The organism is Streptomyces sp. NPDC032745, from assembly GCF_055579465.1.
The window spans coordinates 307,680-320,971 of sequence record NZ_JBVING010000006.1 but is presented as its reverse complement, the minus strand read 5'-3'; the positions used below and the strand labels follow the sequence as shown (position 1 = coordinate 320,971).

11 protein-coding genes and 1 tRNA gene are annotated in these 13,292 nt (G+C 72.8%); 2 read left to right on the top strand and 10 right to left on the bottom strand.

Annotated features, from left to right (window positions below; translation table 11 throughout):
• The first annotated feature begins 117 nt into the window (after positions 1–117).
• On the top strand, positions 118–801 hold the full coding sequence (locus tag ACZ5WG_RS18535) for a MerR family transcriptional regulator (RefSeq protein ID WP_468724357.1): 684 nt from the start codon (positions 118–120) through the stop codon (positions 799–801).
• Here the strand turns inward: ACZ5WG_RS18535 and ACZ5WG_RS18530 are convergent.
• A complete protein-coding gene (locus tag ACZ5WG_RS18530) occupies positions 783–1,586 on the bottom strand; it encodes an exodeoxyribonuclease III (protein WP_468724355.1) in 804 nt (267 codons plus the stop codon). The genes ACZ5WG_RS18535 and ACZ5WG_RS18530 overlap by 19 nt on opposite strands.
• 38 nt (positions 1,587–1,624) lie before the next feature.
• Between ACZ5WG_RS18530 and ACZ5WG_RS18525 the strand changes: the two genes are divergently transcribed.
• Complete coding sequence (locus ACZ5WG_RS18525; protein WP_468724354.1) at positions 1,625–2,119, top strand: GNAT family N-acetyltransferase; 495 nt, start codon at positions 1,625–1,627, stop codon at positions 2,117–2,119.
• A gap of 35 nt (positions 2,120–2,154) precedes the next feature.
• Here ACZ5WG_RS18525 and ACZ5WG_RS18520 read toward each other — a convergent pair whose 3' ends face one another.
• The 9 genes from ACZ5WG_RS18520 to galU all read right to left on the bottom strand — a co-directional run bounded on the left by ACZ5WG_RS18520 (position 2,155) and on the right by galU (position 13,247).
• Positions 2,155–3,495, bottom strand: coding sequence for a CoA transferase (locus ACZ5WG_RS18520; protein WP_468724352.1), 1,341 nt, complete (start codon positions 3,493–3,495; stop codon positions 2,155–2,157).
• Between the two features lie 156 nt (positions 3,496–3,651).
• Complete coding sequence (locus ACZ5WG_RS18515) at positions 3,652–7,647, bottom strand: hypothetical protein (protein WP_468724350.1); 3,996 nt, start codon at positions 7,645–7,647, stop codon at positions 3,652–3,654.
• Between the two features lie 162 nt (positions 7,648–7,809).
• Positions 7,810–7,883, bottom strand: a tRNA-Ala gene (locus ACZ5WG_RS18510).
• Between the two features lie 76 nt (positions 7,884–7,959).
• Positions 7,960–8,985, bottom strand: coding sequence for a divisome protein SepX/GlpR (sepX, locus tag ACZ5WG_RS18505; RefSeq protein ID WP_468724348.1), 1,026 nt, complete (start codon positions 8,983–8,985; stop codon positions 7,960–7,962).
• Positions 8,986–9,163: 178 nt separating this feature from the next.
• Positions 9,164–9,772 carry a GNAT family N-acetyltransferase gene (locus ACZ5WG_RS18500; RefSeq protein WP_468724346.1) on the bottom strand — a complete coding sequence of 203 codons (609 nt, stop codon included), beginning with the start codon at positions 9,770–9,772 and terminating at the stop codon, positions 9,164–9,166.
• Between the two features lie 17 nt (positions 9,773–9,789).
• Positions 9,790–10,293 (bottom strand): MogA/MoaB family molybdenum cofactor biosynthesis protein, encoded by a 504-nt coding sequence (locus ACZ5WG_RS18495; RefSeq protein ID WP_468724549.1) that lies wholly within the window; start codon positions 10,291–10,293, stop codon positions 9,790–9,792.
• A gap of 119 nt (positions 10,294–10,412) precedes the next feature.
• Positions 10,413–10,925 carry a cyclic pyranopterin monophosphate synthase MoaC gene (gene moaC / locus ACZ5WG_RS18490; protein ID WP_468724344.1) on the bottom strand — a complete coding sequence of 171 codons (513 nt, stop codon included), beginning with the start codon at positions 10,923–10,925 and terminating at the stop codon, positions 10,413–10,415.
• 74 nt (positions 10,926–10,999) lie between these two features.
• Complete coding sequence (gene glp, locus ACZ5WG_RS18485) at positions 11,000–12,340, bottom strand: molybdotransferase-like divisome protein Glp (RefSeq protein ID WP_468724343.1); 1,341 nt, start codon at positions 12,338–12,340, stop codon at positions 11,000–11,002.
• 4 nt (positions 12,341–12,344) lie between these two features.
• On the bottom strand, positions 12,345–13,247 hold the full coding sequence (galU, locus tag ACZ5WG_RS18480; RefSeq protein WP_468724341.1) for a UTP--glucose-1-phosphate uridylyltransferase GalU: 903 nt from the start codon (positions 13,245–13,247) through the stop codon (positions 12,345–12,347).
• Positions 13,248–13,292 lie beyond the last annotated feature (45 nt).

Here is a 13,292-nt window from a genome sequence, read left to right as displayed (position 1 = left end):
ACCACACCGCCACACTGCCAGCAATCACTGGCACAATCGGGAGAGTAGAGCAGCCCCGTACTCATGGGTAGAGGTCGCGCCCGGAAAGTTACTGCCGGTACGCCATAGGCTTCGCCCGTGGAACAGACGGAAGCGGGGACGACAGTGCGTGAATACCGTACGGAGGAACTGGCCGAGGCGGCCGGCATCCCCGTCCGCACCCTGCGCTTCTACCGCGAGCGCAAGCTTCTCCCGCCACCGCGGCGCGAGGGCCGGATCGCCTGGTACGACGACCACCACCTGGCCCGGCTGCGCACCATCGCCGCCCTGCTGGAGCGCGGCCACACCCTCGGCGGCATCGCCGAACTGACCGCCGCCTTCGAGAACGGCCGCGACGTCGGCCAGCTCGGCGAGCTGCTCGGCATCGGCTGGTCCGAGGAGACCCCCGTACGCCTGACGCCGGAGGCCCTCGCCGACTACTTCGAGGGCGAGGTCACCCCGGAGAACCTGGCTGCCTCCCTCGACCTCGGCTACCTCGCCACCGACGGGGACGAGATCGTCCACGTCAGCCGCCGCCTGCTGGACGTCTCCTCGGCGCTGGTCCGCGAAGGGGTCCCGCTCTCCGCGGTCCTGGAGACCGGCCGCCGGGTCCGCGAGCACGCGGACGCCATGGCGGCCCTGTTCACCGAGCTGATCTCCGCGCACCTCACGGAGGAGGCCCTGCCGCGCCTGCGCCCGCTCGCCAAGAGCGTGGTCGAGGCGGAGCTCACCATGGCGATGGACCGCCTGATGGCGTCAGGGGCTCAGGACCCCAGCTCGTAGACCACGGTCACGGGCGCGTGGTCGGACCAGCGCTCCGGATGCGTCTCGGCCCGCTCGACGAACGCCTTCACGGCCCGGGCGGCCAGCCCCGGGGTCGCGACCTGGAGGTCGATGCGCCACCCGGCGTCGTTGTCGAAGGCCCGCCCGCGGTAGGACCACCAGGAGTACGGCCCCTCGGTGTCGGGGTGCAGGCTCCGTACGACGTCCACGTACCCGGCGCCGTCGTACACCTCCCCGAGCCACTCCCGCTCCTCGGGCAGGAAGCCGGCGCTCTTCCGGTTGGTCTTCCAGTTCTTGAGGTCGGCTTCCCGGTGGCAGATGTTCCAGTCGCCGCACACGACGACCTCCCGCCCTTCCCCGGCGGCGCGCACCTTCAAGGCGGCCAGATAGGGGAGGAACTCCGCCATGAACCGGTACTTCTCGTCCTGCTTCTCGGTCCCGGCCTCGCCGGAGGGCAGGTAGAGGCTGGCGACGGTCACGCCCGGAAGATCCACCTCCAGGTAGCGCCCGCTCGTGTCGAACTCGTCGCTCCCGAATCCCACCTGTACCCGCTCGGGCTCGCGGCGCGTGTACAGCGCGACCCCGGCCCGTCCCTTGGCGGCGGCCGGCGCGAACACGGTGTGCCAGCCCCCGGGCTTGCGGACCTCGTCCGGAATCTGCCCCTCCTCGGCCCGTACCTCCTGGAGGCAGACCACATCGGCATCCGACCCGGCCAGCCAGGGGGAGAACCCCTTCTTGGCGGCGGCGCGGATCCCATTCACATTCACGGAGGTCACAGTGAGCATCCCAGCACCATAACGGGAGCGTTCCGTACGATGTTCGGATGTCTCACGGGATCCAGCTCCGCGCCGTGCCGTACGACCACCCGGACGCGGTCAAACTCAACGACCAGGTCCAGCTCGAGTACCAGGCGCGCTACGGCGGTGAGGGGGACGTCACACCCCTCGACCCGGCGATGTTCGCCCCGCCGAACGGCCGGTACCTGCTGGCGTACGACGCCTCGGGCACGCCGGTGGCCAGCGGCGGCTGGCGCAGCCAGGACGAGAACGACGAGGGCTACGCGGACGGCGACGCCGAGCTCAAGCGCATGTACGTCGTCCCCGAGGCCCGCGGCCTGGGCCTGGCCCGCCGCATCCTGGCCGAACTGGAGTCCGACGCCCGCGCGGCGGGCCGCACCCGCATGGCCCTGGAAACGGGCGACCAGCAGCCGGAGGCGATAGCCCTCTACCTCTCGTCGGGCTACACCCTCTCGGCGAAGTTCGGCCACTACCGCCACTACGACTCCAGCCGCTGCATGGCAAAACCGCTCGTCCCCTGACGCCGGACTCCGTTCGTCGGCAGCCGGGCCACGCCCTACCGCAGGAGCCAGGCGGCCCGGTCCGTGCCCCAGCGGGAGGGCCCGTGGGCCCAGTCCCCGAAGGGGCCGGCGGCGTACCGGAGCGGGCCGTATCCCGAGTCCGTCTCCCTGAGCCACGGCTCCGCCGCGTACCCCGAGGCAGCGGGCCCCGCCGCCGGGACTTCGCGGACCAGCCACGATGCCGTTCCCGCCAGGGAGAACCGCAGGGCCCGCCCGCCCCCCTCCGCCAGCGCCCGCAGGACACCGGCCGCCACCAGGTACCCCGTGCCGTGGTCGAGCGCCTGCGCCGGCAGCACCCCCGGCACGCCGTCCGGACCGGCGTACCGCGCAGCGATCCCGTAGCCCGCCTGCACCAGCGAGTCGAACCCCCGCCGCCCGGCCCACGGCCCGTCCCAGCCCCACGCGCACAGCTGGGCCACCACCAGCCCCGGCCGCCGCTCCAGCAGTTCCGCCGCCCCGAGCCCGTGCCGCTCCAGCGCACCCGGCCGGTATCCGGTCACCACCACGTCCGCCCCGGCCAGCAGCCCCTCGAACACCGCCCGGTCCGCCGTGGCCGCGAGGTCCAGCAGCGCCGACCGCTTGCCGAAGCCGGTGTCCGCATACGTGTCGGCCGCCTCCGCCAGCCCCGGCGAGTCGATCCGCAGCACGTCCGCGCCCAGCATCCCGAGCGTGCGCGTCGCGACCGGCCCCGCGATCACCCGTGTCAGGTCCAGCACCCGCACCCCCGCCGCGGGCAGCCCTGCGGGGGCCCGCCCGAGCGTCCGGCCCGGCGCCCCGGACTCCCCTGCGGCCTCGACCAGCGGCCGCGGGTCCCCGTACTCCTGCGCCACCGCGACCGCGAGCCCGCCCTCCGCGTACACGCGTTCCTGCACCTCGACGGCCGTCCGTCCCGCCATCGCGGCCCGTAGCGCCTCCGGCGTCGCGGACGGCAGCCCCAGTGCCCGTACCAGCGCCGCCTCGTGGTGCGGATAGTTGGCGTGGGTGCGCACCCAGCCGTCCGCCGCCCGCCAGAAGCCGGACAGCGGCGCGAAGGTCACCGGCTCCCGCCCCCGCACCCGCAGGTGCCGCTCGCTGACGAAGGCCGTGGCCACCGCACCCTCGTCGACGGCGGACGGGTCCGCGCCGGCCGCCCCGCCCCCGGCCCGTACCGCGGCCAGCTCCGCGGCGGCCAGCGCGCACGCCCCGACGGTCGCCCGCGCCAACTCCCGTACCGGCAGCGGCCCCTGCCCCAGCCCCGGCGCCCCGCGGTACCGCACCCGCCCGGCGAGCTCCGGTGCCCCGCCGAGCGCACCCCACGCCTGCGCCGTCGCGCCGTCCTGCTCACCCGTGATCGTCATGGGCCCATTCTCAGGCCGCTCTTGGGCTGGATCCTTCGTTTTTCGCCGCCCCGGCCGGGGGAGACCGTACGGGGCTTCGCCGAGGCCGGCGCCCACGGCCGCGGGGCCCGCCCGATCGTGAGATCGGACGGGCCCCGCGGTGTTCGTACAGGTCCGTCAGGAGGTGAACCAGCCGTTCAGGTCGGCGATCACATCGGCGGAACCGGTGTTGTTGTAGAAGGTCACCCGACCGTCCACGACCGGGACCACGACCAGGTTGGAAACGGTCTGGCCGGCCAGGAAGTTGAGGTTCGACACGTTGGGACGCGCGACCCCGTGCGGCTGGACGATGAGGTGACCGTCCTGGGTGGGGTTGGTGACGGTGACGTTCAGCACCACCGCGGTCACCCCGGTCAGCGGCACGCCCTCGACCCCGGCGACCTTGAGGCTGACGACGCCGCCCTGGCCGACCGCACCGGCGCGGGCGCCGGTGCCGGTACGGGTGTCGAGCAGCCGCACCGGGGAACCGGCCGAGAACGTCGACCCGTTCGCCGAGTAGTAGCCCGTGACGTCGGCGATCAGGTCCACCGAGCCCGAGTTGTTGCGCAGGTCGACCTTGCCGTTGACGACCGGAACGGTCACCAGGTTGGGGACGACCTGCCCGGCGGTGAAGTTGAGGTTCGACACCCCCGGCGCCGCCTGCCCGTTCGGGTAAACGGTCACGTGCCCGGCCTCGGTCGGGTTGACGGCGGTCACGTTCATGACCACCGCGGTCACCCCGGCCGCCGGAACACCCTTCACACCGGCCACCTGCAGGGTCACGACCCCACCGGAACCGACCCGGGCCTTGCTGGCCCCGGTGCCGTCACGCGTGTCCAGGAACCGTGACGGCGTGATCGGCGTGAATGCCGAGCCGGTCGCGGCCTTGTCGGTGAAGTACCCGGTCACGTCCGCGATCAGGTCCACCGAACCGGCGTTGTTGCGCAGGTCCACCTTGCCGTTCACGACCGGGACCGTCACCAGGTTGGGAACGATCTGCCCGGCCGAGAAGTTGAGGTTCGACACCGAGGGCTTCGGCTGCCCGTTCGGGTACACCATCACGTGCCCGGCCTCGGTCGGGTTGACGGCGGTCACGTTCATGACCACCGCGGTCACCCCGGCCGCCGGAACACCCTTCACACCGGCCACCTGGAGGGTGACCACACCACCCGGACCGACCCGCGCCTTCGTCGCCCCGGTGCCGTCACGCGTGTCCAGGAACCGCGAGGGCGTGATCGGCACGAACCGGCTCTTCGCCGCGGTCGCGGCCGCCGTCACCGTGTACGCCTTCGGCAGGTAGCCCGGAGAGGGCACTCCGGGAGTGGACACGTAGCCGTCGCGCACCACGTCGTAGGTTCCCGGCTCCAGCCCGTTGGTGTCGACCAGCACATCGAGAGCGGTGCCGTCGGCGTTCACGGAGAGCACCTTCATGACCGGCCTCGGATCGCCCCCGATGTCACTGCGCACCAGATGGATCTTGCTGTCCAGGGTGAGCCCCGTACCGCGGACGACGGCGTGGGTCTGCGTCCCGGCGGCGCCGGTCGCGGGGCTGATCGACGTGGGCAGAGCCCCCGGCTGCGGGTAGACGCACTCGGAGTCGCACAGTCCCTGCATGCTGAACTCCACGGGCGTGGCACTGCGAGCGGCACTCAGCAGGAGAACGGCCTGGCCGGCCTCGGCGTTCCCGAGGGTCAGGCACCGGGCACCGAACACGCCCCACGACTGGTTGCACTGGAACTCGACGCCCGTGCTCGTCCACTGACCGGCGCCGTGCAGGTTCAGCGACGGGTTCTCGCTGGTGGTCGTGCTGGTGGTACCGGCGACCTTGAACGCCTGGTTGGGCTTCACGTCGACCACGGCGCAGTAGCCCGTCGAGGACTCGGAGAGCACCCCGCTCCGCGCCGGGAAGCCGTTGACCGAGACGGGGTTGGCGGTGCACTCCGGCGCCCAGCCGGCCGCCGTGCCCACCCTCCAGGTGTCCACGTCGGTGTGGATCGGCTTGTCCTTGTAGCCGGAGGCCAGCACGATCGCCACGTACGAGGTCGAGCCGGTGACCCGGCAGGAGGTACCCCACTGGCGGCAGACGTACTTGCCGTTCGCGTCGACCGCCATCAGCAGCGTCGACGGTGCGTACCGCGGGTCCGCGAGGGTCCGCGAGCTCAGCCAGATCTTGTCCGTGGCCGCGCCGGTGACCCGCACGCAGCGGGCGTCGAGCGCGGACGTCAGGTCCAGCGGGAGCGACTGGCCGCCGACTGCCGTCGAGGCGGGCGCGGCGCACTTCGCGGTCGCCGATACGTCACGCCGGACCAGCTTGTACGTGTCCGGCTGCCAGCCCGAGAGGATCAGCGGGGCGGTGTAGGTGACACCGGCCGCGAGCGTGCAGATGGTGGTGGAGGAACCGACCGTGGAGCAGGCCTCGTTGCCCGCGGCGTCGATCAGCCGGACCGACCCGTTCACCGTGTTGGCATTGTTGGCGTAGTCGAGCATCTCCGCGGTGGAGTGCCGGTCCGCCGGCACGCTCATGCAGCGCAGCCGGTCGGCCGGGGTCAGCGAGACCTCGGCGCCCCAGGTGCCGTCGAAGCCGGTCTGCTGCCAGGCGGTGCAGCCCGCGGTCTCGCCGGTGCGGTGGACGACCAGGCCGTACGCCAGGGCCGGGGTGCCGCTCAGCACGGCGCGGAACGGCGCGGTGCCGGTCAGCTTGCAGACGGCGTAGAAGCGGCCGTCGTTCTTGCACTGCTCGGCGCCCGCCGCGTCGTAGACGACGACGGTGGCGTCCGTGCCCTCGGCGGGCGGCCGGTTGAGCAGGTAGACGCCCTTGCCGGTGGCGGTAGGAAGCGTCAGGCAGAGCTTCTGCCCGGCTCCCCCGAACGTGCCCGTGGCCGGACCGGCCACCAGGCCGTTGTCGTGGGTCGCGGTGCAGCCGCGGGTCTCCTTGGCGGAGTGGAAGGCCATCCCGAACGCACCGGCTTCGGTGCTGCGGGGGTCGACGACCCAGGTGCGGTCACCAGGGGTCAGCTGGCAGGTGCCCTGCGCGCAGTCGGCGACCGGAGTGCCGTCGGACGCGAACAGCCCGCCGTACGGGGTGGCACCGGAGGAGACCGGCTCGAAGGCGTACGCACCGGCCTGCGTGACCCGCAGGGTGCGGCAGCGTGCCGTGGAGCTCAGGTCCGGAGCGGTCCCGAACGCCTGCGGCTCCACCACGGCGCAGCCCTCGGGCTTGGAGAGCCGGGCCACCGTGAGGTCATAGGTCTCGGCCGCCCCCGAGAACTGCAGCACCGACATCCGGTACGGCGCGGTGCCCGTGAGCTTGCAGTCGAGGGCCTCGCTCTCGTGGTCCCGGGAGGAGCAGATCTGCGTGCCGTCGGCGTCGTAGACGCTCTGGGTGACCCGGTACGTGGAGGCGTAGCCGCGCAGTACGTCGTTCGCGGCCAGGTCCAGCGTGTAGCAGTCGCCCGCCGAGCCGGCGGCCGGTGCACCGTGGAACACGGTCGGCGCACCGAGCTTGCGGTCGGCGGCGCCCACCGCCTTGCAGGAGGTGGAGGAGAGCAGCGGGACGTACGACACCGAGATGTCGTTCTGCGAACCGCTGTTGCTCCAGACCTGCAGGGTGTACGCGCCCGCCTTGCCGGTGGCGCAGCGCTGGGCCCCGTACCCGAAGCTGCTGCCGAAGGCGGGCTCACAGGTCACCGCGGCGCCGTCCGGCCCCACGAGCTTGGAGTAGACCGATCCCTGGGCCGAGACGGCCTGGAGCAGGACCAGGTCCTTCTGCTGCGGCAGGGTGAGTGCGAACGATGCGGTCTTGTTCGGCTCCACCGTGCAGTTGACGGTCGTGTGCGGCGCGAGCGCCGCCGGGCAGTCCTCGGCGACGTCGCTCTGGCGGAGCGCCCGCACGGCGGCCTCGTGGTCGGCCTTCGGGTCCGCCTTCGGCGGCGCCTTGGGCCCGGCCGGGGCCGGCGCGGCTGGCTCGGACTGCGGTGAGGCGGTGGCCTCGGGCGGCGCGGCGGCCGCGAACGCGGATCCGGTCTGGCCGGTGAACGCGGTCAGTACGGCGAGCAGCAGGGCACCGGAGGCAACCGCCCCGCGGCCTCTCCCCCGTCTTTCCCGCACTCTTCTGCCGATCGGCAGCAAACTCATGAACCCCCCAGGTCAAACGGCCCGACCCGGATGACCATCACACGGGCTACGGGCAGGCGGAGTTTAACCGCCGCCTACAGGGGAGGACCAAAGGGATTAACGAACCCGGGAAGCACGAAGATCCCGCCCGATCTTGCGATCGGACGGGATCTTCATCGTCTGTGGACCTGTGGGGATTTGAACCCCAGACCCCCTCGATGCGAACGAGGTGCGCTACCAGACTGCGCCACAGGCCCTTGCGACGTGTGAAACATTAGCATCCCGGCGCGGGTGCTCCAAAACCGATACCGGGGAGCGTCCGTGCAGGTCCGGTCATTCGTTCGCGGCGCGGGGGCGGTCGTCGCTCTCGTACTGGTCGAACAGCGGTGTGCGGCCGCGGCCCTGGCCGCGCGGGCGGGCGTTCGGCTGGGGCTTCTGCTCCGGCTTCGGCTCCGCCTTCGGGGCCGGCGACGGCTGGGCGCGCAGGCGGGGGTCCGTCGGCTCGGCCGTGCTGGAACGGGTCGCGCTCCAGGCGTCCGGGGTCGCCGGGCCGGTGGCGCGCGGGGCGACCGGGGCCGTCACGTACGTCGGCAGCGGGACCGGGACCGGCTCCCAGCTGTCACCGCGGGCGGGGCCGCGTTCGCGCTCGCGCTGCTGGTCCACCCACTCGGCGTGGTCGGTCTGCTCGACGAGCGCGCGCCGTCCGGCCTCCTGCGGGGAGACGGGTGGCGCAGGGTCCGGTTCGGATCCCGCCGCGGCCTCCGGCTCACGGCGGCGCGGGCGGTTCTCGCGCAGCTGCCGGGCGGCGGCCTCGGCCCGCCGCCGGTCCATGGTGAACTCGTAGCGGCGCCGTTCCTGGACCCGCAGGTGCACGATGTACGCGCTCAGCAGCAGGGCCGGTACGGCGGGCGCCCAGAGGTAGCCCAGGCCGCCGACCGCCGCGACGATCGCACCGAGCGTGAAGATCAGGAAGAGGAGCGCGGTCGTGCGCCGGCGGCGCGCGAGTACCTGCAGGCGCTGCTCGCGCCGGTGCCGCTCCGCCACGGCAGACCTCGGCTCCGCCCTGGTCGGGGGCACGACGACGGGCCGGGCGTCGGCGTCCACGGAATTCACCGTTTCCGTCGCGGCGTCCGGGTCCGCGCGGTGCGCGGGCTCTGCCTCCTGGTCGCCGCGTTCCCGCAGCCCCTTGGCGTAACGGCGCTCCATTCCCGCCCGGCCGGAAAGCAGCCGAATGGCGGTGGAGAAGCGTTCCGTCGGACGGGCTTCGTTCAGCTCGTCCTGCCTCCGGAGCCACATGGGCACCAAGTAGGCGGCCCAGGCCCCGACAATGACTGCGTAGATGAGGCCGCTGCTGCTCACACCCCACACCGTAGAGGGGCGCGGCCGGGCGGATCCGCCAATTGGACCGGTGTGTCGCACGAACTGGCTGATATCACGGACTTTTTTTGTGATTCTTCGGATCAGGTTATGGGCGAATCGGTTCCCCGACCCGATAATTCGAACAGATATTCGTTTACCGGGTCGCCGAGCCCCGCCGCTACGCCGACGAAGTGCCCTGCCTGCGTCCGCGGTGCCAGCGGTGCAGCAGCCCCTCCGGGACCTCCTCCGCCGTCAGCGCGTACACGAGGTGGTCGCGCCAGGCGCCGTCGATGTGGAGGTAGCGCGGCCGCAGCCCCTCCTCGCGGAAGCCCAGCTTCTCCACCACCCGCCGGCTCGGCCCGTTCTCCGGGCGGATGCACACCTCGATGCGGTGCAGCCCGACCTTCGCGAAGCAGTGGTCCACGGCGAGCGCGACGGCCGTCGGCATCACGCCCCGGCCCGCCACCTCGCGGTCCACCCAGTAGCCGACGTGGCCCGCGCACATCGAGCCCCAGGTGATCCCGGCGACCGTCAGCTGGCCGACGAGGCGGCCCTGGTACTCGATGACGAACGGCAGCATCCGCCCCGCGTTCGCCTCGGCCCGCAGATGGCGGACCATCTGCCGGTACGTCGGCCGGTGGATCACCGGCCCCCACGGCGCGGGCGGCGGAATCGTCGCCTCCCACGGCCTGAGCCAGTCGCGGTTGCGCCGGTTGACCTCGCGCCAGGCGCCCTGGTCCCGCAGCTTTATCGGCCGGAGCGTGACGTCGCCGTCGGTCAGCACCACCGGCCAGGAGGGTCCGTTCAGCTCGGGCTCCCGGAGGATCTGCCCGGGGGCACGGGGTGGTCGCCGCCCCGGATCTGGTCCACGGCGTGCAGCAGGATCCGCGTGAGCACCGCGAGGCCGTCGCGGACGCCCCCGGTGGAGCCGGGCAGGTTCACGATCAGGGTGTGGCCCGCCACGCCCGCCAGGCCCCGGGACAGGGCCGCGGTCGGCACGGCCGGCAGGCCCTCGGCCCGGATGGCCTGCGGGATGCCCGGGATCTCGTAGTCCAGCACCCGCGCGGTGGCGTCCGGGGTGCGGTCGGTCGGCGAGATGCCGGTGCCTCCGGTGGTGAGGATGACGTCGTACCCGGCGGCCACGCCCTCGCGCAGCGCCTGCTCGACGGGATCCCCGTCGGGGACGACCCGCGGGCCGTCCACCGCGAAGCCGAGCTTCTCGAGCCCCTCGGCCAGCAGCGGTCCGCCCCGGTCGGCGTACACGCCCGCCGAGGCGCGGTTCGATGCGGTGACCACGAGCCCGCGCAGGACGCGCCCGGGCTCCCCGGCCGCGCCCGCGGCATCCGGCCCGGCCGCCCGGGTCCCGCCCGCCGCCGGCGGTACGGGCACGTGGACGTGGCTGAAGGCGTCGCCGCCGCGCGGGGCGTTCACGCGCGCGTCCAGTCGCCGGACTTGCCGCCGGTCTTCTCCTCCACCCGGACGTCCGTGATGACGGCGCCCTTGTCGACGGCCTTCACCATGTCGATGACGGTGAGCCCGGCGACCGCTACGGCGGTCAGCGCCTCCATCTCGACGCCCGTGCGGTCGGTCGTCTTGACGGTGGCGAGGATCTCGACGGCGTCGTCGGCGACCGAGAGGTCCACCTTCACGCCCGATACGGCCAGCGGGTGGCAGAGCGGGATCAGGTCGGGGGTCTTCTTCGCACCCATGATCCCGGCGATCCGTGCGGTGGCGAGGGCGTCGCCCTTGGGCACGCCCTCGCCGCGGAGCAGCTCGATCACCCGGGCGGAGACGAGCACGCGCCCGCTGGCCCGTGCCGTCCGCGTCGTGACGTTCTTCTCCGAGACGTCCACCATCCGGGCCGCGCCGGCCTCGTCGATGTGCGTCAGCCTGCTGTGCTCAGGGGGTCCGGGGGTCTCCCCCTGGGAAAACGCTGCCATAGGTTCGTGCCGCTCCCGCTCCGGGCCCCGCAAGGGCCTGTGTGGTGCAACACGCTACCCGCACCGGCCGGACTTCAGCCGAGCAGGACCACTTCCAGCTCGGCCCCAGGCTCCACCGAGGTGACGTCCTCCGGTACGACCATCAGCGAGTCCGCGTGGGCCAGGGCCGCGATCAGGTGGGAGCCCGATCCGCCGACCGGGCTGACCGTGCCGCTCTCCGCGTCGTACTTGCCGCGCAGGAACTGGCGGCGGCCCGCCGGGGAGCCCAGCGCCTCGTCGGCCTTCAGGACCGCCCGCACGCTGGGCCGGTTGACGTCCGCCAGGCCCATGAGCGCGCGGATCGCGGGACGCACGAACAGCTCGAAGGAGACGTACGAGGACACCGGGTTGCCGGGCAGGGCCAGCAGGGGGGTGTGGTCCGGGCCGACGGTCCCGAAGCCCTGCGGCTTGCCGGGCTGCATCGCGAGCTTGCGGAAGTCCATCCGCCCGCCGTCGGGCTCGTCCTCGGCCGTGCCCACCGAGGACAGCGCCTCCTTGACCACGTCGTACGCGCCGACGCTCACGCCGCCCGTGGTGACCAGCAGGTCGGCCCGGATCAGCTGGTCCTCGATGGTGGAGCGCAGGGTCTCGGCGTCGTCGGCGACGGCCCCGACCCGGTAGGAGATCGCCCCGGCGTCGCGCGCGGCCGCGGCCAGCGCGAAGCTGTTCGAGTCGTAGATCGTCCCCGCGGCCAGGGACTCGCCCGGCTGGACCAGCTCGCTGCCGGTGGACAGCACGACCACGCGCGGCCGCGGCCGCACCCGTACGGTGCCCCGCCCGATGGCCGCGAGCAGTGCGATCTGCGGCGGGCCGAGCACCGTGCCGGCGGCCAGGGCGAGGTCCCCGGCCTGGACGTCGCTGCCGCGCGAGCGTACGTGCGCCCGCGCCTCGGCGGCCCGGTGCACGCGCACCTCGCCGCCCGCGCCCTCGGGGGCCGCGCTGGCCGGGGTCATGCCGGCGGCCGCGCCGCCGCCCGTACCGCCGTCGGTCCACTCGACCGGCACGACGGCCTCGGCACCCGGAGGCAGCGGGGCGCCCGTCATGATGCGGGCGGCCTGGCCGGGGCCGACGGTGGGCAGCTCGCCGCTGCCCGCCGCCACGTCCCCGATGACCGTCAGCACCGCGGGGAACTCCTCGCTCGCGCCCTGGACATCGGCCGTGCGGACGGCGTACCCGTCCATGGAGCTGTTGTCGAAGGGCGGGAGGGCGACGGGCACGGTGACGTCCTCGACCAGGACACAGCCCTGGGCGTCGAGCAGCTGGAGCTCGATGGGCTCCAGCGGCCGGATCGCGGCGAGGACGTCCGCGAGGTGCTCGTCGACCGACCACAGGCGCTGGGCGCCGTGGCCGGTGTCCTGCGGTGCGCGGCTGCTCAAGGTGCTACATCTCCTCCGTGACGTAACGGTGAAGCCAGGTGCGGAACTCCGGGCCCAGGTCCTCACGCTCGCACGCGAGGCGGACGATGGCCCGCAGGTAGTCGCCGCGGTCTCCGGTGTCGTAGCGGCGGCCCCGGAAGACCACGCCGTGCACCGGGCCGCCCACGGTCTCGTCGGCGGCAAGCTTCTGCAGGCCGTCGGTGAGCTGGATCTCCCCGCCGCGGCCCGGCTCGGTCTCCCGCAGTATGTCGAAGATCGCGGGGTGGAGGACATAGCGTCCGATGACCGCGTAATTGCTGGGCGCGTCCGCCGGGTCCGGCTTCTCGACGAGGCCGGTGATCCGGACGACGTCCTCGTCGTCCGTGGCCTCGACTGCGGCGCAGCCGTAGAGGTGGACGTTGGCGGGGTCGACCTCCATGAGGGCGATGACGGTGCCGCCGGTGCGGGCGTGAACGTCGGTCATCTGGCGCAGCAGCGGGTCGCGCGGGTCGATCAGGTCGTCGCCGAGGAGGACTGCGAAGGGCTCGTCGCCGACGTGCGGCTCGGCGCACAGGACGGCGTGGCCGAGGCCGCGCGGGTCACCCTGGCGGACGTAGTGCATGGTGGCGAGGTCGCTGGACTCCTGGACCTTCTTGAGCCGGTCGTCGTCGCCCTTGGCGATGAGGGCCGATTCCAGCTCGTAGTTGCGGTCGAAGTGGTCCTCGAGTGCGCGCTTGTTACGCCCCGTGATCATGAGAACGTCGTCCAGGCCGGCCGAGACGGCCTCCTCGACGACGTACTGGATGGCCGGCTTGTCCACGACCGGGAGCATTTCCTTGGGCGTCGCCTTCGTCGCCGGGAGGAAGCGGGTGCCGAGACCTGCGGCCGGGATCACGGCCTTCTTGATCACAGGGTGCAACTGAGTCATGGGCAGAACGATAGTGGGTCTCACGGACCGCTCCGGGTTTGATTC

What these genes read in the sequence shown, in the direction of transcription:
- ACZ5WG_RS18530 (WP_468724355.1), bottom strand. Translation starts at nt 1,586, where the DNA reads ATGCTCACTGTGACCTCCGTGAATGTGAATGGGATCCGCGCCGCCGCC.
- ACZ5WG_RS18525 (WP_468724354.1), top strand. Translation starts at nt 1,625, where the DNA reads ATGTCTCACGGGATCCAGCTCCGCGCCGTGCCGTACGACCACCCGGAC.
- ACZ5WG_RS18520 (WP_468724352.1), bottom strand. Translation starts at nt 3,495, where the DNA reads ATGACGATCACGGGTGAGCAGGACGGCGCGACGGCGCAGGCGTGGGGT.
- ACZ5WG_RS18515 (WP_468724350.1), bottom strand. Translation starts at nt 7,647, where the DNA reads ATGAGTTTGCTGCCGATCGGCAGAAGAGTGCGGGAAAGACGGGGGAGA.
- moaC (WP_468724344.1), bottom strand. Translation starts at nt 10,925, where the DNA reads ATGGCAGCGTTTTCCCAGGGGGAGACCCCCGGACCCCCTGAGCACAGC.
- galU (WP_468724341.1), bottom strand. Translation starts at nt 13,247, where the DNA reads ATGACTCAGTTGCACCCTGTGATCAAGAAGGCCGTGATCCCGGCCGCA.